General features: G+C 67.6%; 16 protein-coding genes. 4 read left to right on the forward strand and 12 right to left on the reverse strand.

From position 1 onward, the window contains the following. From murD to mraZ, 8 genes are all read right to left on the reverse strand, one after another. Complete coding sequence (gene murD / locus QZZ33_RS01260; RefSeq protein WP_291377658.1) at positions 1–1,407, reverse strand: UDP-N-acetylmuramoyl-L-alanine--D-glutamate ligase; 1,407 nt, start codon at positions 1,405–1,407, stop codon at positions 1–3. Beyond that, positions 1,407–2,507: a phospho-N-acetylmuramoyl-pentapeptide-transferase gene (gene mraY / locus QZZ33_RS01265; RefSeq protein WP_291377659.1), complete on the reverse strand. Its 1,101-nt coding sequence runs from the start codon at positions 2,505–2,507 to the stop codon at positions 1,407–1,409. The genes murD and mraY overlap by 1 nt, the downstream gene beginning before the upstream one ends. Further along, entirely contained in the window at positions 2,504–3,859 is a 1,356-nt protein-coding gene (gene murF / locus QZZ33_RS01270; RefSeq protein WP_291377660.1) for a UDP-N-acetylmuramoyl-tripeptide--D-alanyl-D-alanine ligase, read from the reverse strand. Before murF ends, mraY begins: the two co-directional genes overlap by 4 nt. After that, on the reverse strand, positions 3,856–5,373 hold the full coding sequence (locus QZZ33_RS01275) for a UDP-N-acetylmuramoyl-L-alanyl-D-glutamate--2,6-diaminopimelate ligase (RefSeq protein ID WP_291377661.1): 1,518 nt from the start codon (positions 5,371–5,373) through the stop codon (positions 3,856–3,858). The genes murF and QZZ33_RS01275 overlap by 4 nt, the downstream gene beginning before the upstream one ends. A gap of 37 nt (positions 5,374–5,410) precedes the next feature. Next, complete coding sequence (locus tag QZZ33_RS01280; RefSeq protein ID WP_291377662.1) at positions 5,411–7,168, reverse strand: penicillin-binding protein 2; 1,758 nt, start codon at positions 7,166–7,168, stop codon at positions 5,411–5,413. 248 nt (positions 7,169–7,416) lie between these two features. Then, on the reverse strand, positions 7,417–7,812 hold the full coding sequence (locus QZZ33_RS01285; protein WP_291377663.1) for a hypothetical protein: 396 nt from the start codon (positions 7,810–7,812) through the stop codon (positions 7,417–7,419). Next, complete coding sequence (rsmH, locus tag QZZ33_RS01290; protein ID WP_291377664.1) at positions 7,809–8,780, reverse strand: 16S rRNA (cytosine(1402)-N(4))-methyltransferase RsmH; 972 nt, start codon at positions 8,778–8,780, stop codon at positions 7,809–7,811. Before rsmH ends, QZZ33_RS01285 begins: the two co-directional genes overlap by 4 nt. 102 nt (positions 8,781–8,882) lie before the next feature. After that, entirely contained in the window at positions 8,883–9,347 is a 465-nt protein-coding gene (gene mraZ / locus QZZ33_RS01295) for a division/cell wall cluster transcriptional repressor MraZ (RefSeq protein WP_291377672.1), read from the reverse strand. 194 nt (positions 9,348–9,541) lie between these two features. Between mraZ and QZZ33_RS01300 the strand changes: the two genes are divergently transcribed. From QZZ33_RS01300 to QZZ33_RS01310, 3 genes are read left to right on the forward strand one after another with little or no spacing between them, the layout of a single operon-like run. Further along, on the forward strand, positions 9,542–10,573 hold the full coding sequence (locus tag QZZ33_RS01300) for an AAA family ATPase (protein WP_291377665.1): 1,032 nt from the start codon (positions 9,542–9,544) through the stop codon (positions 10,571–10,573). Between the two features lie 2 nt (positions 10,574–10,575). Beyond that, positions 10,576–11,850 carry a DUF58 domain-containing protein gene (locus tag QZZ33_RS01305; RefSeq protein ID WP_291377666.1) on the forward strand — a complete coding sequence of 425 codons (1,275 nt, stop codon included), beginning with the start codon at positions 10,576–10,578 and terminating at the stop codon, positions 11,848–11,850. Continuing rightward, the gene (locus QZZ33_RS01310) at positions 11,847–14,060 is read left to right on the forward strand and encodes a transglutaminaseTgpA domain-containing protein (RefSeq protein ID WP_291377667.1); all 2,214 of its coding nucleotides are present in this window, start codon (positions 11,847–11,849) and stop codon (positions 14,058–14,060) included. The genes QZZ33_RS01305 and QZZ33_RS01310 overlap by 4 nt, the downstream gene beginning before the upstream one ends. On the opposite strand, the gene QZZ33_RS01315 is transcribed toward QZZ33_RS01310, so the two are convergent. The 3 genes from QZZ33_RS01315 to QZZ33_RS01325 form a co-directional block, all read right to left on the reverse strand. After that, on the reverse strand, positions 14,005–14,382 hold the full coding sequence (locus QZZ33_RS01315) for a DUF3040 domain-containing protein (RefSeq protein WP_291377668.1): 378 nt from the start codon (positions 14,380–14,382) through the stop codon (positions 14,005–14,007). The two genes, QZZ33_RS01310 and QZZ33_RS01315, sit on opposite strands and share 56 nt — an antisense overlap. 223 nt (positions 14,383–14,605) lie before the next feature. Beyond that, a complete protein-coding gene (locus QZZ33_RS01320; protein ID WP_226095660.1) occupies positions 14,606–14,809 on the reverse strand; it encodes a cold-shock protein in 204 nt (67 codons plus the stop codon). 144 nt (positions 14,810–14,953) lie between these two features. Beyond that, complete coding sequence (locus QZZ33_RS01325) at positions 14,954–15,868, reverse strand: PAC2 family protein (protein ID WP_291377669.1); 915 nt, start codon at positions 15,866–15,868, stop codon at positions 14,954–14,956. A 138-nt stretch (positions 15,869–16,006) separates the two neighbouring features. Between QZZ33_RS01325 and QZZ33_RS01330 the strand changes: the two genes are divergently transcribed. Next, complete coding sequence (locus QZZ33_RS01330; RefSeq protein ID WP_291377670.1) at positions 16,007–18,196, forward strand: AAA family ATPase; 2,190 nt, start codon at positions 16,007–16,009, stop codon at positions 18,194–18,196. Between the two features lie 27 nt (positions 18,197–18,223). Here the strand turns inward: QZZ33_RS01330 and QZZ33_RS01335 are convergent, their stop codons facing one another. Continuing rightward, a complete protein-coding gene (locus QZZ33_RS01335; protein WP_291377671.1) occupies positions 18,224–18,682 on the reverse strand; it encodes a hypothetical protein in 459 nt (152 codons plus the stop codon). Positions 18,683–18,745 lie beyond the last annotated feature (63 nt).

Raw genomic sequence — 18,745 nt, forward strand, 5'->3', positions numbered from 1 at the left:
TCACCCTCCCTGTAGCGCCCTCACTTCCGAGGTGAAGGCATCTCCTCTGTCCGCATAACTGCGGAACTGGTCCATCGATGCGCACGCTGGAGACAAGAGCACCGTGTCGCCCGGTTGCGCAAGACCGCGTGCGGCGGCCACAGCTTCACGCATCACAGTGTCACCCGGGCCGACGCGCTTGAGCGGGATATCGGCGGCGTGTTCAGCCAGCGCCGTCGCGAGCGGTTCTGCCTCCACCCCGATGAGTACCACCGCCTTCAGCCGATCACGCACCCCCGCGACCAGCGCGCTGAAGTCCTGTCCCTTCGCCAACCCGCCCGCGATCCACACCACGGAACGCGACTGCCGACCTCCGAACGCCGCGAGGGCCGCGTGAGCGTTGGTGGCCTTCGAGTCATCGACGTAGTCCACGCCGTCGACGGCTCCCACAAAGGCGGTGCGGTGCTGGTCAAGCGCGAAGCCGCGCAACCCCTCGCGCACGGCCGCTGGCGGCACGTCCACAGCGCGAGCCAGCGCGGCGGCGCTCAGGGCGTTCGTCACGAGGTACGGCGGGACGTCGCCCGCCACCAGATGGGCGAGGTCGGCTACCGCTCCGAGTTCGAGCGCCTCCGCGCGCCGGTGCGGCGTGAAGGCCCTGTCCACGAGCAAGCCGTCGACGACGCCCAGTTGAGACACCGTGGGAGAACCACCGGTGACGCCAATGGCGCGGCAGCCCTCGACCACGTCGGCCTCCTCGACCATCCGCTCTACCACCGCGTCATGCGCCGGGTACACGGCGGCTACCCGTGCCAAGCGGAACACCCGCGCCTTGTCCGCCCGGTACGCCTCGACGGAGCCATGCCAGTCGAGGTGATCGCTATCCACGTTGAGACACACGGCGGCGGCCGGTGACACCGTGTGCGTGAAGTGCAACTGCAGGCTCGCGATCTCCACGGCGAGCAGCGCGTGGCGTTCGCGAGCGGCGTCGATGACCGAGACGCCCATGTTGCCGCACACCTTGACGTCGACACCAGCGGCGGCGGCCATGGCGCCCACCATCTGCGTGGTCGTGGTCTTGCCGTTGGTCCCGGTGACGAGCACCCACGGCGCGTCAGTGGCGCGCACGCGCCAGGCAAACTCCATCTCGGACCACACGGGCAGGCCGGAGGCGAGGCACGACACAACGGCGTCGGAGTGGGGCGAGAACGCTGCGGATGCCATGACGACGTCGAAGGTCGCGAGGTCAAGGCCCTCCACGCTGGGGTGATCAGCGGCGCCGTTCGAGTCGACGGTGACGGCCTCGGCACCGAGATCGCTCAGGGCCGCAACCGTGGACAGCCCGGCGATACCCATACCCAACACGAGCACGCGCGCGCCCGCGAGGTGGGCGCCGCCGTCGGGCTCGACCGGGGCATCGGCGACAGGCATCAGCCGCCTGGCCCCAGGTTGGCGACCCACTCGGCGTAGAACAGGCCCATGCCTGCCCCCGTGAACAGTGCCGCGATGATCCAGAAGCGCGTCACGATCGTCACCTCACCCCAACCCATCAGCTCGAAGTGGTGGTGCAGGGGCGCCATCTTGAAGATCCGTTTACCCCCCGAGATCTTGAAGAAGCCAATCTGCAGCACAGAGCTGAGCACGATGATGACGAAGAGGCCGCCAATGATGCCGCCGAGGATCTCGGTGCGCGTCACGATGGTGATGCCCGCGATGGCACCGCCGAGCGCGAGCGAGCCAGTGTCGCCCATGAAGATCTTCGCGGGCGACGCGTTCCACCACAGGAATCCCAGGCAGGCCCCCGCGATGGCCGCCGCGAGGATGGCGAGGTCGCGGGGGTCGCGCACCTCGTAACAGGTGGCGGCATCGCTGTTGTTCACGCCGCACAACTGGTTGGTCTGCCAGATCGCGACCAGCACGTAAGCGCCAAAGAAGATGAGTGCGGCACCGGTGGCGAGCCCATCGAGGCCATCCGTGAGGTTGACGGCGTTTGACCACGCCGTGATGAGAAAGTTCGACCAGATCACGAAGCCGATGATGCCGATCGCCGGACCCCAGACGGCGAAGTCGAGCGCGGTGTCGCGCAGGAACGAAATCGCGGTCGAGGCTGGATACACGCCCTGATCATCAGGGAACTGGAGCACGAGCAGGGAGAAGCCGACCCCGACGAGACCCTGCAGCAGGATCTTCCAGCCGGCGCGGAGGCCAAGCGAGCGCTCCTTGGAAATCTTGATGCCGTCGTCGAGGAAGCCCACCAAGCCGAGGCCCACCATGAGGAACACGACCAGCACGGACGAGACGTTCGGGGTGTGCGACGTGAGCAGGTTTCCGCCCGCCCAGCCGATGAGGGTGGCGACAATGATGACCACCCCGCCCATCGTGGGCGTGCCGCGCTTGGTGTGGTGAGACGCGGGACCGTCGTGCCTGATGAACTGCCCGAACTGCTTGCGCGTCAGATAGCGGATCACCCACGGGGTACCCAGCAGCGAGAACACCAAGGCGATCGCCGCCGCAAGGACTACCGCCCTCATGAAGTCTCCCTGGTCAGTGCGTCAGCGAGGCTCCACAGGCCCGTGCCATGCGAACCTTTGACCAGCACGGTGTCACCGGGAGCAACGCGGTCCCTCACGAGTGCAAGGGCCTCGTCAATGGTAGCGACGAACGCGGCCTCCTCCCCCCATGACCCTTCGCGCACGGCCGAGACATACGCCGGGCGGGCGCCAGCGCCCACCACCACCAGGTGCGAGATTCCCAAGCGCACCGCGTCGATCCCCAGGTCGTCGTGCGCCTGCACCGAGGCCTGACCCATTTCGAGCATCTCGCCAATGACTGCCCACGTGCGCCCGCCGTCGGCGATCTCGCGCAAAGCCCTGAACGCCGCGCGCATCGATTCTGGAGACGCGTTGTAGGCGTCGTCGAGGATGCGCACCCCGTCGGCACGCTCGGTGAGCGCCATGCGATGCGGGCTCGCCGGGACCGCCGCTGTCACGGAGGCGGCCGCTTGCGCCGTGCTGACGCCGCATTCGCGCGCCACAGCGACGGCGGCGAGCGCATTGGTGGCGTGGTGATCACCCAGCAACGTCAGGTGAACGCGCTCCCCGTCGACGGAGAACGCGGCGCGCCCGCCCTCGACCCGCCGGTCGCGGCCAGCCACGTCCGCCGAGCCGAAGCCGAACGTGACGGTGCGTGGGGCACGGCCAGCCATACGGGCCACGAGCGGATCGTCGGCGTTGATGATGCCCACGCCCGCCGGCACCAGGCCGTCCAGAATGGTTGCCTTCTCTGCAGCGAGGCCGTCTGCCGAGCCGTAGCCGGCGGTGTGTGCGCTGCCCACCATGAGCACCACGGCGATGTCGAGCGGCGCGATCCGCGCCAGATAGGCGATGTCCCCCGGTGCGGCGGCGCCCATCTCAAGCACCAGATGCCTGGTGTCTGGCCCTGCGCTCAGCACCGTCAGCGGCAGCCCAATCTCGTTGTTGAAGCTGCCAGCGGGGGCGATCACGTCTGGCAGCGTCTGGGCCAGCAAGTCCTTGGTGGTGGTCTTGCCATTCGAACCGGTGATGCCGATCACGGTGATGTCGCCCTCGGTGCGCAACAGCGCCAGGTAGGCGGCGGCGAGCGCGCCAAGGGCCTGCGTGACGTCGGGAACGAGAATGTGGGGCGCGTCGACTGGCTGCGACACCAGGCACACGGTCGCGCCGGCCGCGGCCGCCTGTGCCGCGAAGTCATGCCCGTCGACATGCTCGCCCACAAACGCCACATACAAGCAACCGTCCGTCGCTTCCCGCGAGTCCTTCACCACAGACGTGACGGTCGCGTCCACGTCCGCGGCCAGTTCGCCGCCTACGGCGTTCGCGATCCACTGCGCGCTGATGGGCCTCATGTGTCGGCCTCTGCGGCCAGCAGTTCCTCTATCACTACAGCCCTGTCCGTGTAGGGGTGATGCACGCCATCGATTTCTTGAGTGGTCTCGTGACCCTTGCCCGTGGTGATGACGGTGTCGTCAGGGCCAGCCATGCGCACGGCCGTGCGGACGGCCTCGGCGCGCGGCGCGATCTCGTGGACGTCGGCGAGACCTGGCCGCGCCGCAATGACGCCCTCCATGAGTCGCGAGCGGATGAAGGCCGGGTCTTCCGTCTTGGGGTTCTCATCCGTCACGATCACGACGTCAGCGTGGGTGGCCGCCGCGCGGCCAAGGCCTGGGCGCTTGGAGTCGTCGCGCAAGCCATCGCAACCGAACACCACGAACAGGCGTCCCGGCGTCACCCCGCGCATGGCGTCGAGCACGGAGGCCACGCCGTCAGGGGTGTGCGCGTAGTCGACCACGATGAGGGGGGTGGTTGCCGAGCGCCTCGTCACCACCTCCGTGCGACCTGGTACCGAACGCGCATGGGCCACGCCGTCGATCGCCGCGGCAAGCGGAACACCCACAAGGTGGGAGGCCACGATGGCCGCTGCCGCATTGGAAACGTTGATGTGGCCAGGAAGCGCCACCGTCGCGACGTGGGAAACGCCCTCCGGACCGCGCAGGTCAAACTCCATGCCGCCTGATGCGGCAAGGCGCTCCCCGGTCACCACCCAGTCGGCGGCCGGTGAGTCTGGCCTGGTCGCGACGGTCGTGACCGGCACCTGGGCCTCCGCCGCCATACGCCGACCCCAGGCGTCGTCGACGAGCACCACGGCACGCTCGCTCAACTCCGGCATGAACAGTCGGCGCTTCACCGCGAAGTACTCCTCCATCGTGTGGTGGTAGTCGAGGTGTTCGTGACTCAGGTTCGTGAACACGGCGACGGCAAACCGCGTGCCAGTGACGCGCTCGAGGTCAATGGCTTGAGAGCTTGCCTCGGTGACCGCGGCGCCCACCCCCTTCTCGATGGCGCGCGCCAAGAGTGCCTGCAGGACTGGCGCCTCGACCGTGGTGCGTTCGGACAAGCGATGCTCGTCCGCCACGCGCGCCTCAATCGTGCCCAGCAGCGCCGTGCGCTCATGCGCGCGTCCGAGCGCACCCTCGAGAAGGAACGACGTGGTGGTCTTGCCATTGGTGCCCGTGATCGCGATCACCGGTAGCCGGTGCGAGGGGTCGGCGAAGATCGCGCACGAGGCGAATGCCATGGCTCTCCTGGGGGCCTCGGCGACAAGGATCGGCACTGACACTCCCGCAGCGCGGGCGACCTCGCGCCCTTCCTCGTCCGTGAGGATGGCCGCCGCGCCCGCCGCCACCGCGTCGGCCGCGAAGCGTGCGCCATGGGTCGCCGCGCCTGGGAAGGCGCCGAACAGGTCGCCGGTGCGCACGTCACGCGAATCGACTGTCGCGCCTGTGAGCGCGGCGTCGGCGGCGCCCTCAAGGCGATCGACGCGCTGGATACCCGCCCGATCGGCAACGGCATCGACGCTCACCGGACGTACGTGCGTTGGCCTCAACGCCATCGTCATGTCACTCCCACGTGGTCGGGTAACGCGTCACTTCGCCCTTGGTCGGCGGTACGCGCAACGTCTGCAACGCAAAGGTTGCCACGTCCTTGAAGACTGGGGCGGCCGTTGTGCCGCCCCAGATCGATGACGTGGGGTCATACAACACCACCGAGACCACGATCCTAGGGTCATCAGCAGGTGCAATGCCCACGAACGATGTGACCAACTTGGTGAGTTCGCCGTTTTCGTCTGGCGCCTGTGCGGTTCCCGTCTTGCCGGCGACCAGGTATCCGTCGATCCGGGCTTGGGGCGCGGTGCCGTCCTCCGTCACCTCGACGAGCATGCCCATGATCGCCTTCGCGGTGTCTTCTGAGACAACCCGCACGGGCTCCGCATTCTCGCGCGCGGTAACGGTGCCGTCAGCTGCCTCGAAACCCTTCACGATCGTCGGCGAGATCCGCAACCCCTCGTTCGCGATGACGCCGTAGACCTGAACGGTCTGGACGCCCGTCACGGCAACGCCCTGCCCATACATCGTCGCGTACCTGGTGATCCCGTCCCAGTCCTCGTACGGGTGCAGGATTCCCGACGACTCGTCCGGCAAACCCATGTTCGTGGGCTCTCCCAAGCCGAATGCGCGCATGTACTTGTAGCGCGTCTCGTCACTCATCTGTTGACCCACCTGGATGGTGCCGGTGTTGGACGAGTTCACCAGGATCCCGGCCAGCGTGAGCTTCTGATCGGGGTGCGGGTGGGAGTCGCGGAACGTTCGATACGGCGTCTCGTACTCATACGGCGCCACGAACTCCGAGGTAGGAGTTGCGATCCCCTCCTCGAGTGCTGCCGCCATTGTGATGGTCTTGGCCGTCGAGCCGGGCTCGAAGACGGTGGAGACGGCGCGCGAGCCACGCTGGTTGGCGGGTGTGGCGCCGGGATCGCGCGGGTCGACCGACCCGGAATCCGCGAGCGCCAGGATCTCTCCAGTGCGGCTGTCCATCACCACGATGGATCCCGCACGCGCACCGTACTTGGCGAGCGCCTTTTCCAGCGCCTGCTCCGTGAAGTACTGAATGTCCCTGTCGAGCGTCAGCATCACGGTCCAGCCGTCGACCGCGGGAGTTTCGCTGTGCAGGCCCGTGGGAATCATCGTGCCGTAGCGGCTCTTCTCGTACGTTTGCGAGCCAGCGGTTCCCGTCAGCTCGTCCTCGTACAACAACTCCACCCCGGCCATGCCCACGGCGTCTGTGCTCTCGCCGTCCTCCGCCATGAAGCCGATGACGTTGCCTGCGATGTCGCCATTCGGGTACAGGCGCTCAGAGACCGCGTCCCACGTAATCCCGTGGATGCGCTCGGCCCGCACAAGCTCGAGTTGCTCGGCCGTGACGTTCTTCGCCAGGTACTGGAACGTCTTGTCCCCCACCAGGTCGGCCGCGAGCTCCGACTCGTTGAGACCCAAAATGGGCGCGAGAATCTGCGCCGCGTCGAACGGGCCCTCAGCGACAACCGTGCCATCGTCAGTGCGCTGCCACTTCGCGAGCGTGACCTGGTCGACCGCAACGTCATAGCGCTCGACCGACGTGGCCAGCACCACGCCGTTGCGATCCACGATGTCGCCCCGTGGAGGCGTCACCTCGACGGTGACGAGTCGTTGGGCGAGAGCCTCCTCCGCAAGCGGTGCCGCGTTGACGAGCTGCACGTCGACAAGGCGTGCCACAAAGACGCCCAGCAGCAGGAGCGAAGCGACGGATAGCAGTGTTTGCCTGCGGCCAGGCTCCCCCACCTTGGGCGCGAACGGGTGTGCGCCATCCCTGGCGCGCGTCGCCGACGGGCGAGTCCTGGGCGGCTGCCCCTTTCTCGCCCCCGTTGTTCCCGAGGCAGAAGTGCCCCGCTGCGAGGGGCTGGCGCGCGCCATCGGAGGCTTGCGCCGTGAGTCGGCCGATGCTGCTGTCGTTGGCCGCGTACCGCGCGTGCCGCGCGGGCGTTGCGGTGACGGAGGGCGTGGCCCCCTGGGGCCGTCTGGCGGCGTCACTACTGGCCACCCGCCTCGAGCACCTTGCCCGATTCGAGCGTGACAAAACCCGTGCGCCCTGCTGGCTGCATTCCCAACTCGGCGGCGCGGCGCGCGAGGGCCTCCGGTGCGGCGTTCGCCTCGAGTTGGATCAGCGCGGCCGCGCGCTCCTGGTGGAGCTGAGCAATCTCGATCTTGAGGGCACGCGTCGTGTAGGAGCCTTCAGACATGGTGGTGTTCAACACGAGGACGGCCGACAGCGCGGCCACCACGATGCCGACGCACAGCCAAGCGAAAGGGGCGATGCTCCGCGCGTGTTGGGGTGCGGTGACCGCGCGCAAGTGGGGCGCGCGCGGTGGCGCGGCCGCCGGGACGGCACCCGGGCGCGCATTCGATCTCAAGGGTGCGGCGCTCATGCGGCCCTCCTGGGCGTCGCACGGGTGCGCTCCGCTGCGCGCAGCCGCACAGGCTTGGCGCGCGAGTTGACTTCAATTTCCGCCTCTGGCGCCTTCTCGGCTCCCCTGGTGAGCAGGCGCAGGTATGGCTGGGCGTCGTCCGGCACCACCGGCATGCCGGGTGGCACGGCGATCTCTGTGCCCTCAGCGAAGGCGTGCTTGACGATCCGGTCCTCGAGGGAGTGGTAGCTGAGCACCACGATCCGTCCGCCGACGCGCAGGGCGTCGATCGCCGCCACCAAGGCCGCCTCGAGCACGTCGAGCTCGCTGTTGACCGCGATGCGCAGGGCCTGAAACGTGCGCTTGGCGGGGTTGCTGCCCGGCGTGCGGGTCGCGGCGGGGATGCACGCGCGCACCAGATCGACCAGTTGCGCGGAACGCTCGATCGGTTCGCTCTCACGTCGGCGCACGATCGACCGTGCAATCTTGCGCGCAAACCGCTCCTCGCCGTAGACGTGCAGAATCCGGGTCAGTTCGTCTTCGCTCTCGGTAGCCAGCAGCGAAGCTGCCGTGACCGGGTCGTCGCGATTCATGCGCATATCGAGCGGCGCGTCCTGGGCGTAGGAGAAGCCCCTATCCGCCTCATCGATCTGCAGCGAGCTGACCCCCAGGTCAAACAGGATGGCGTCGGCGTGGGTCGCCTCGACCGTCGCGAGCGCACCCGCGATGTCGTCGTACGTGGCGTGATGGGACGCGAAGCGGTCTCCAGCAACGTCGAGCCGCTCGCCAGCAAGTCGGATCGCTTCGGCGTCACGATCAATGCCGACGACGCGGGCACCAGGGCACGCCGCGAGCAGCGCCTCAGTGTGCCCGCCTAGTCCCAATGTGGCATCGATGGCGACGGCGCCGGGCTCTTGGAGGGCAGGCGACAGTAGCTCGACGCAACGGTCGAGCAGCACCGGCGTGTGCCGGAAACCCGCTGTACTCATCTGCCCTTCCCGTCTCGATGCCGCGTCTCGGGGTCTCCCTCCGAACCTCTGGCGGGGGGAAGTCCGTCAGAGCGTTTCGGGGGAAGGCCTCAAGACGCGGCACTACATGTCGTTCAGCAGCGCCTCGGCCGTTGCCGAGTACGCCTCCTCGCCCTCCGCGAGGTAGTTCTCCCATGCGGCTGCGTCCCAAATCTCCACTCGGGATCCCATCCCCACCACGGCCACGTCGCGGGTGAGCGCGGCGTAGTCCCTCAGCGGGGAACTGATCAAAATGCGTCCCTGCTTGTCCGGCACCTCGTCCTGGGCATGGCCCAGGAAGTTGCGCAGGTAGTCGCGCGCCTGCTTGTTCTCGAGCGGGGCCTTGCGCAGGCGGTCGTGCACCTGCATGAACTCGTCCACAGGGAACAGGAAGACGCAACGGTCGAGGCCACGAGTGGCCACCAGGCCGGACGCGAGCCTTCCCCTGAACTTCGAGGGAAGGATCAGCCGGCCCTTGTCGTCGAGCCTGGGCGTGAACGTGCCAAGGAAGACCCCGGTGGGTCCTAGACCGTGCGTCAGTTCCGACACCACGGCTCACCTCCTCGCGCCACGACTCGCCAGTTCGCCCCACATTACTCCACTTCTCTCCACATTTCTGATGATTATGGCGAACTGCACATCCGCCGCACACATATGCCCAGGTAGAGTGCCAAGACACGCGGTGGAGGGACAAATCACAAACTCCATCGTTTAGGCTCAGGAGAGACATCGAAGGAGCGTTCATGAGCCACCCCTTGCCCACCGAGGCCGAACTTGCAGAGGTTGCGGAGGTCACCGCGCGCATGCGCCAGTCGATCGGCACCGTGCTAGCCGGACTGGATCAGGCGGTCACCGCGACCCTCGCCGTGGTCCTCGCAGAAGGCCATCTGCTCATGGAGGACGTCCCCGGCGTCGGCAAGACCACCCTGGCGAGGGCGCTAGCGCTCAGCCTCGACTGCAGCGTCGGAAGGCTGCAGTTCACTCCCGACCTGTTGCCGTCGGACGTCACTGGGGTGAGCATCTTCCGTTCCGACGATCACCGCTTCGAGTTCCGTCCCGGCCCGATCTTTGCCAACGTGGTCATCGCCGACGAGATCAACAGGGCCAGCCCCAAGACCCAGGCGGCACTTCTCGAATCCATGCAAGAACGAGCCGTCACCGTCGACGGCCAGACGCGCCCGCTCCCCCGGCCGTTCGTGGTGGTCGCCACACAGAACCCCATCGAGATGGAGGGCACCTACCCCCTGCCGGAGGCCCAGCGCGATCGCTTCATGGCGCAGGTCTCGATCGGCTACCCCTCCGCTCGCGACGAGATGGTGATGCTCGACAGCCACGACGGAATCGACCCGCTCACTCAGGTGCGCCCCGTCACGGACACGGAGACGCTCGCTCGCCTCATCGCCGTGGCCCGCCGCATCTACGCGGCCCCGGCGATCAAGCAGTACATCGTCGACCTCGTGACCGCCACGCGGCACGACTCCGCTTTGCGGCTGGGCGCCTCGCCACGCGCCGCCTTGCAGTTGCTCGCGGCGGCAAAGGCTCGCGCAGCCATGGCCGGCCGCAACCACGTCCTTCCTGACGACATCAAGGCGCTCGCCGTGTCGGTGCTCGCGCACCGACTGATCCCCAGCACTGAGGCGCGCCTCGCTGGCCGAACTCCCGCCAAGATCCTCAGCGAAACAGTGGCACGCACGTCCGTGCCGACCGAGGCTCGCGACTTGCCTCCTCGCCGGGAGCAGGCCGTGCTGCCCGGAACTCGCGTCACCGCGGTCTAGGCATGGCTCCACGGCCCAGCTCCGACACCGTGCTCACGTCACGAGGCATCGGCCTCGCGGCTGCCGGCACAGTTGTTGGCGGCCTGGGCGTGGGGCTCGCGACACCGCCGCTGGTGTACGTGGGAGTCGCCATGGTGGCCTCTGTTGCTGTCGGCGGGCTATGGCTCATGCTCTCTATCAACGGCTTCTTGAGCCGATTCCCTTTCGCGCACAGGGAAGTAGTGCCGCACCCGTTGACCGTGGGCGTTCCGGGTCGGGTCACGGTCACGATCAGCTCGTCGGCTGGGCGTCGCGGAGGGGCGCTGAGACGAGCGCTCGCTGAGTCCCTCGACATCAGGGAGCAGGCGGCGGCAGAACTCACCGGCGGCCTGAGCACCAAGGCGACCGTGAGTCGCACCTCCGAGTCATTCTCGCTGTCCTACTCGCTGTTGCCCTCGCGCCGCGGGCGCTGGCCACTTGGTCCAGCCCTCATCCACTCAGCCGATCCGCTCGGCATGCTGCGCTCCGACACCTCCGTGGGCGGCGAGGAACTCATCCCCGTGTGGCCGTCTGTTGTCGACCTCACGGCCACCGCTGGCGTGCTGATGGGCCAGGCCGACCGCGTGGTGCTTGGTGCCCGCAGCCCTTCTCCAGACGATGCGGCGTTGCGCGACTATCGTGAGGGAGACGACTTGCGTCGCGTCCACTGGCCGTCGAGCGCCCGCAAAGGCACGATGCTCGTCAGGTCAGACGAGCGGGCAGGAAAGCGACCAGCCACCGTGCTGCTCGACCTGCCCTACGAGTCGGCCGCCCTCGAGTGGTCGATTTCCGCAGCCGCCTCCATCGGTCTCTCGGTGCTCGACTCCGGACACCCCGTGCGGTTCTTCGGCGGCCCCCTCGGCCCCGAGCACGTGCATCACATCGGGCGCGAACACCCCCAGAGCGCACGCGCCGACTTGCTCGACAAGACGGTGGACCTGACTCGTCCCCCGTCGCCAACGGCGGGTTCGGCGTGGCTGCTCACCGCCATCAGGCGCACCGCAGAGGGCGTCTCGAACGGCGAGGTCATCGTGGGTGTGTTCGAGCCCCTCAACGCCGAATGCCTCGAGGCGCTCGTGCCGTTGGGCGACGCGGGCAGGGCGTGGGCCATTGTGCGCGGCGACAGCGAAGACGACGCGGACGCTCAGGAGACGGCCACGGCGTTGAGACGCGCAGGCTGGCGCGCCACCACGGCGCACTCCCGCACAGACATCGACTCCGTGTGGAGTACCCTGCTCACGGCGGGAGACATCGCATGACCACGCGCGCCACCACCGCCCGATCCCCCTGGTACGCCACGCCCGTCGTCGCGATCGGGATCCTTCTGGGGCTCAACGGTTTCGCGACCATGGTGGAGTGGGGAGAGTGGCTCTCCACGGTCGTCGGCCTGGTCGCCGTGGTAGCGCTGCTGATCATCGTGACACGCCTGCTGACCCGATCACGGCTGTTGCCCACGCTCGTCGGCGCCGCGACCGCCGTCATCGTGAGCGTGCCCACCTTCGCGCGCAACGAGGACGGCGGGGCGCACATGCTGCCCACGCCGTCCGCGCTGAGGGACCTCGCGACCGCCGTCGGCGATGGCGTCCACGAGGCGGCCACCACGGTCGCTCCCGCAGAGATGTCTCGCCCGCTCGTCGCGCTCGTGATGGTGGGCGTCTTCTCGGCGTTCCTGCTCGCGGAACACGTCGCGGTGTCGTGGAGAGCCGCCGCGGTCGCCGGCATCGTGCTCCTCGCCCCGTGGATGCCTGCCGTCGTGCTCCAGCACCGAGTGTCGACGTCGGCGCTGATCGGCGCGATCGCCGCATGGGTGCTCCTGCTTGCGCTGACCACCAGACACACGGGCTCCTTCACCTCCTTGTCGCCATGGGCCGCAGGAACCGCAACGGTCGCCACGGTCGCGCTCGTCGCCGTCGTGGCACCGACGGCGCTCGGCGCTGCTGGCTGGGGGGCCATTCCCCGCTTCTCGACGCCCAGCCAACTCGACACGACGTCGCGCCTCAACCTCGCTCTCGACCTGCGCAACTCGCTCACCGCCAACAGCGCCGCACCCAAGATTGTGTATTTCACCTCGGGAAGGCGACCGGAGGCGTTCCGCGTCTACACGCTGATCGACTTCGATGGCTCCGCGTGGAGCCGTCCAGACACCGCTCCCTCGGCGCAAGCACCGCTCGACGGGGGCGTGCAGTGGCCCGCGCCCGTCAACGGCTGGGAGGACAGGGAACTGGACCGCGTCAGCGTGCAGGTCCTCTCGCAGGCCGAGAGCAGCCTGCCGCTGCCGCCCGTGCCCCGATCGGTGACGGTGGGCGGAGACTGGGCCTACTTCCCCGCGCTCGACGAGGTCTCGTCAGATACCACCTCGACCCAGAACCTCAGCTACGAGTTTGAGGCTGATCTGAACTACTTCAGCGCCGATGCGCTCCGGTCCTTGGGGTCGGCCGCCGGTCAGGACCCCTTGCTTGACCCGAGATACTTGGAACTCGCCGACGCGATCGACGTGGACAACGTCGGCGCGAAGGCACGCGAGGTCGTTGGCGATGCACCCACCCGCTACGACCAGGCGATGGCGCTACAGGAGTTCCTCAGGGACACGCAGGTCTTCACGTATGACACGTCCGTCACGCCGTCAGGGGACGACTCGGTCTCGGTGTTCCTCGACGACCGTTCCGGCTACTGCGTCCAGTTCGCCTCCGCCATGGTGGTTATGTCTCGCAGCCTTGGCATCCCCACGCGATTGGCCATCGGCTTCTTACCTGGCGAGCGCGGTTCCGACGGCGAGTCCATCATCACGGGCGCCAACGCGCACGCGTGGCCAGAACTGTATTTTGAGGGCGCCGGGTGGGTGCGGTTCGAACCGACGCCAGCCGTTCAGACAGGCGCGCGGCCCGTCTACGCCGACCCCACCAACACGGGCGCACTCAACCCGTTCGACGAGTTTCCCATTCCCGGGCAGGGGCCCACCACTGCTCCCACCGCGGTGCCGCAACCCGCTGAGGTTCCCGGCACCGCCCAGTCCGGCGACAGCTCGGCTGCTCCGCCGTGGTGGATGTGGGTGGTGGTGGCAATCGTCATCACCGGCCTGGTAGTCGGCTGGCGGTTGATGCATTCGCGGCGCGTGACGGCCGCCCGCGTCGACGACCCAGAACGCGTGTGGGCGTGGCTCCAGGAACGCCTCCCCCACGGCTTCGCCTGGCCCGACACCTTGACGCCGCACGAGAGCGAGGCTCATGTGCGCCGCGCCCTGTTCGCTGACGCGATGTTCCTGTCGGCCGACGCAGATCGCGCATTGTCAGAGTTGGTCGTCGCGGTTTCCGATCACCGCTACGCGCCACAAGGCGCAACGCCGTCGTTTGACAGCCTGAAAGACGATGCCCGCATCGTGATCGACGAGGTCACCTCCACCAAGGCTCCAGACGCTACAGGTCGCCGCTCTCGCGTCGGCGGGCCAAGCGCTCCTCGACGCGGCGCATAAACGGTTCCTTGGCGGCCCGCTTCTTGGGAGGCTGACCGGCCGGGCCTCGCTTGCCCCCGGAAGACGAGTGCTTGCGGGGCGTCAGGATTGCCCACATCGCTGCGGCGATCATCAACGCGAAGCCCGCGATGCCTATCGGCACCACCTGGGATACAGCGCCGACCAACACCACGCCGAGACCCACAATGACACCCAGTGCGCCGCCGACGATGCGGCCGCGTTGGTGAGGCGCCCGTGACATCGAGCGGCCCAACTTGGGGTCGGCACCGAGGTCGCGCTCAAGCTGATCGAGCACTCGCTGCTCGTACTCCGACAGCGGCATCGTGACCTCCTTTGACCCTGGTCGTTACTCCTAGTGTAAAACGGAACCGAAGCGACGCCTAGCCCAACGCCCACGTCACCCGTGTGGTGGTAACGACTAGCCTCCCACGGTCTGTTCCCGCAGGCGTGCATCCTGCCCCGTTCTCGTCGGTGCATCTCCCACCAGGAATGACAGAGCCGCCGCCCCCTTGACGGGGACGGCGGCTCGTCGCGGTGCGAAACCCTTAGAGGGCGCGAACCTGCTCTGCCTGCGGGCCCTTGGGACCCTGTGTCACCTCGAACTCGACGCGCTGCGCCTCGTTGAGGGACTTGAAGCCGTCGGTCACGATCGCAGAGTAGTGAACGAAGACGTCAGCGCCTCCGCCATCCTGCGCGATGAAGCCGTAGCCCTTTTCCGCGTTGAACCACTTAACGGAACCTTGTGCCATGCCTGTAATTCCTTGCCTTCAGATGCCCGGGACGGGAAGCGGGGCAACTTGCCCTACTCGTCGCCGCAATGCCTTGTCCCGTGCCCCAAAAAGAGGCAGGTCGTGCACACTACGTAATCGCAACCATGCTAAGCATGCCACGAATTAGTCGTTTGGGGGGAAATCTCGGCGTTGTTGGGCAAGAAATCTTTCGAACTCAGCGCCCAGCTCGTCCGCGGTGGGCAATGGCCCGTCGACTTCAATGCCGTCCCGACGCGCAGCCTCGATGGCCTCGTACTGCGTTTCGAGGGTCTCGACCAGTGCCTGCACCTCTTCTGACTCCGCCATCTGGCGCACAATTTCGGCCGTCGCCGTCTCGGCGTCGTCATCCAAACTCGAAGGATCGAGCGCCAACCCGGTGAGCCCTTCGACTTGCGTCAATGCGTGTTGGGCGGCTTGAGGCAATGAGGATTGCGCCAGGTAGTACGGCACGTGCACGGCGACGTTGACCACATCGAGCCCCCACTGGCCAAAGCGGTACTCCAGCAGATTCTGAGCCGACCCAGGGACGGTGACGGTGCCGAACATCCCCGGAGAATCGGGGAGCAAGTCTTGCCTGGTGCCGTGCGTTGTCGAACCAATCGGCTTGGTGTGCGGCACGCCCATGGGGATCCCGTGGGCCCCAACGGTGAGGCCCACTCCCAGCCTCGTCACCGCTTCACGGACCGACGCAATGAACGCCTCCCAACGAATGTCTGGCTCGCTGCCGTGCAACATCAGGAACGGCCTATCCTCCGCGTCACGCACCATGTCGATGGCCAGGTACGGCTCGTCGTACGCCGCCCACTCGTTGATCGAAAACGTCATCTCTGGCCGTCGCGAACGGTAGTCAAGCAGGTCATCCACCGCGAACGTCACGACGCGAACGGGTTCCGCCATGGCCACCACGTGGTCTCGGATCAGCAGGCCCACCCTGCCAGCGTCGACGAAGCCGCGAAGCGACTGCAGCAGCACGGCATCGGAGCCAGATGCGGCCGCCCACTGCTCCACACCTTCGTTGTCCCACGTCATGAGTGCCATGTGATCACTGTGGCACGCCCGCGCGCGCGCAGGGTGCGATATCGCGGCCCGCGAACGCCAGCGCATTCTCAAGACGCCTGGGCCATGAAAGGATGGTCTACTGCCCGCGGGAGTCGTGGGCAAGGTGAAAGGGCGGTCATGCACGACGAGTCCACCGTGACGGCGGGACCCGGTCTCGAAGCGGAACAGGGCGTCGTTGACACTCTCTACTCGCGGCTCGACGCCATCAGGGACGAGGCCAACGTTCGCCTTGTCGAGGTGCGTCGCTCGGGACCGTCTGGGTCGCCGCAGAACCGTTCGGAACGCGACGCCTTCGCCACCCTGTACGAGGACCGCATCGCTCAACTCGACGCCGTCGAGGACCGGCTGTGCTTTGGGCGTCTCGACATGGCCGTTGGCGAGAGGCTCTACGTGGGCCGCATCGGACTGTCGGACGAGGACCACGTGCCGCTGCTGACCGACTGGCGAGCTCCGGCCGCAACCCCGTTCTACGCCGCCACCGCCGCGCACCCCTCCGGAGTCGTGAATCGCAGGCACCTGACCACTCGCGGACGCAAGGTGATGGCCGTCGAGGATGACGTGCTGGATGTCGAGGCGCTGCGCGCCTCCGGCCAGGAGGAGTCGCTCGCCGGAGAGGGAGCCCTGTTGGCGGCGCTCGACGCGCGCCGCACCGGCCGGATGGGCGACATCGTCGCCACCATCCAATCAGAGCAGGACGCTGTGATTCGGGCCCCTTTGCAAGGCGCGCTTGTGGTTCAGGGCGGCCCAGGCACTGGCAAGACGGCCGTGGCCCTGCACCGTGCTGCCTACCTGCTGTACCACCACCGGGAGCTGTTGGAACGGCGCGGAGTGCTGCTCATCGGCCCGTCCGCTTCGTTCTTGAGGTACATCGACCACGTGTTGCCCTCGCTCGGAGAGACGGGCGCGGTGTCGACCACTCTGGCCGGGCTGGTGCGCGGCATCGGCCCCACCGTGCGTGAGAGCGACGATGTGGCGTTGCTCAAGGGCCGCGCCGACATGGCTGGTGTGATTCGTGCGGCGGTGCGCGAGCGCCAACGCGTGCCGCGCAAGGATCAGGAGTTTCGCATCGACGGGCGGCCCGTCGTGCTGAAGCGCTCAGATGTGCGCGAGGCCCAGTCGCGTGCCAGGCGCGATGGCAAGCCGCACAACGAGGCACGGGCGGCCTTCGCCAAGGACATGATCACGCGGCTCGCAAGGCAGGTCGCTGACTACTTGGGGCCAGAGACCGAGGAAGAGGACCGCAAGGAGATCGCCCGCGACCTGCGCGACGACCGCGACATCCGCATCGCCATCAACCTGTGCTGGCTGCCCGTCACCCCCGTGGCACTCCTGCGCGACGTGCTGTCCAAGCGCCACCTGCTCGATGCATGCGCCTCGCGGCTGTCCGTCGACGAGCGCGACCTGCTCTTCAGAAGCGCCGACGCGCCCCTGACCGACGCGGACATTCCCCTGCTGGACGAGGCGGCGGAGCTTCTGGGGGAGCTCCCGCAGGCCGCCGCGCGCAAGGACGACAGAAAGGCAGAGCTTCGCTACGCCAAGGAAGTGCTTGAGATCGTCGGCGGCAACGGGGTGGTGACCGCCGAGATGCTCGCAGACCGGATGCAAGCGCCCACGCTGCAGCGATCGGTGGCCGAGCGCGCCTCAGAGGACCGTTCGTGGACGTACGGGCACGTTGTGGTCGATGAGGCGCAAGAGCTCAGCCCGATGGCGTGGCGCATGCTGTTGCGGCGGTGCCCCTCACGGTCGTTCACGATCGTGGGAGACGTGGCCCAGACGTCGTCCCCCGCCGGGACACGGTGGTGGCCGGAAACGATGGACCCGCAATTCCAGGCGGGCTGGAACCTGCGCGAACTGACCGTGAGCTACCGCATCCCGGCCGCGGTCGCGGAAGCTGCTCAAAGCTTTGCGCGCGCGGCAGGGTTGCCCGTGAGCGAGATCAGCGCGGCTCGCGAGGTGGACGATGCGGTGTCAGCCATCTCAGTCCCGCACGCGGCCGACGTGGTCGAGCGGGCCGTCCTCGCGGCGGCGGGGGAAGCGGCGGCGCTCGAGGAGCGCGGCGGCGGCCTTGTCGCCATCATTGCGTCGGCCGAGATGGTCACCGCGCTCGCCGCTGTCGCGCCAGAGGGTGTGGAGGTGCTGACGGCGCGCGATGCCAAGGGTCTTGAGTACGACGCCGTCGTGGTCGCCGATCCCGCCGCCGTCGCCCACGTGCCCCAAGATCTCTACGTGGCGCTCACTCGCCCCACCCGCAGGCTTGTGCTCGTGCACTCTGGTCGCCTGCCGGAGGGACTCGCCGCGGAACACTAGGAACCGTGGAGGCTCCCGCCTCCGGGGTCAGTCCAGGCTGTTCACGGTGACGACGAACGCGCCCCAAGCCCCGTCGTCGTAGCCATCAACGCCCACGTAGTACGCACCCGTCTCCATCCAACTCGACACCTGCGGATCGCGGTCCACGAAGTCGTCGTTGCTGAGTGAGATATAGGCATCGATAAGACCCGAGTCATCGAACGGACCATCGAGGTAGAGCACCGTGTCGAGTCCGTCGGCGCCAGCCACACTCACGGCGTAGGTGCCAGCCTCGCTGATCTCAAGGCACAGCGTGACTGTCTCTCCCACAGGCAGCTCGCCTGCATACTCGGTTGCCGTGTCGATCTGCGGCAAATAGTCGGCGTTTGCCTGGCACAGACGGCCAGGAACGGTCACGTCAAAGTAGGGCGCCTCGTAGACGGTCACCGGCGTCGGCTCCAGTCCCTGCCAACCAGCAAACTCCAAGGAGACGCCGGTCCACATCACAGTCGGAACCCTGTGGAGCCGCGCTCGTAGGAGACAACGTCGACGTCTCCCGCCCACCCTTCT

It is taken from the genome of Demequina sp. (assembly GCF_016278775.1).
Taxonomy (GTDB): Bacteria; Actinomycetota; Actinomycetes; order Actinomycetales; family Demequinaceae; genus Demequina.

What these genes read in the sequence shown, in the direction of transcription:
- QZZ33_RS01310 (WP_291377667.1), top strand. Translation starts at nt 11,847, where the DNA reads ATGACCACGCGCGCCACCACCGCCCGATCCCCCTGGTACGCCACGCCC.
- QZZ33_RS01285 (WP_291377663.1), bottom strand. Translation starts at nt 7,812, where the DNA reads ATGAGCGCCGCACCCTTGAGATCGAATGCGCGCCCGGGTGCCGTCCCG.
- QZZ33_RS01305 (WP_291377666.1), top strand. Translation starts at nt 10,576, where the DNA reads ATGGCTCCACGGCCCAGCTCCGACACCGTGCTCACGTCACGAGGCATC.
- QZZ33_RS01330 (WP_291377670.1), top strand. Translation starts at nt 16,007, where the DNA reads ATGCACGACGAGTCCACCGTGACGGCGGGACCCGGTCTCGAAGCGGAA.
- mraY (WP_291377659.1), bottom strand. Translation starts at nt 2,507, where the DNA reads ATGAGGGCGGTAGTCCTTGCGGCGGCGATCGCCTTGGTGTTCTCGCTG.
- murF (WP_291377660.1), bottom strand. Translation starts at nt 3,859, where the DNA reads ATGAGGCCCATCAGCGCGCAGTGGATCGCGAACGCCGTAGGCGGCGAA.
- QZZ33_RS01320 (WP_226095660.1), bottom strand. Translation starts at nt 14,809, where the DNA reads ATGGCACAAGGTTCCGTTAAGTGGTTCAACGCGGAAAAGGGCTACGGC.
- murD (WP_291377658.1), bottom strand. Translation starts at nt 1,407, where the DNA reads ATGCCTGTCGCCGATGCCCCGGTCGAGCCCGACGGCGGCGCCCACCTC.
- QZZ33_RS01315 (WP_291377668.1), bottom strand. Translation starts at nt 14,382, where the DNA reads ATGCCGCTGTCGGAGTACGAGCAGCGAGTGCTCGATCAGCTTGAGCGC.
- QZZ33_RS01300 (WP_291377665.1), top strand. Translation starts at nt 9,542, where the DNA reads ATGAGCCACCCCTTGCCCACCGAGGCCGAACTTGCAGAGGTTGCGGAG.
- QZZ33_RS01325 (WP_291377669.1), bottom strand. Translation starts at nt 15,868, where the DNA reads ATGGCACTCATGACGTGGGACAACGAAGGTGTGGAGCAGTGGGCGGCC.
- rsmH (WP_291377664.1), bottom strand. Translation starts at nt 8,780, where the DNA reads ATGAGTACAGCGGGTTTCCGGCACACGCCGGTGCTGCTCGACCGTTGC.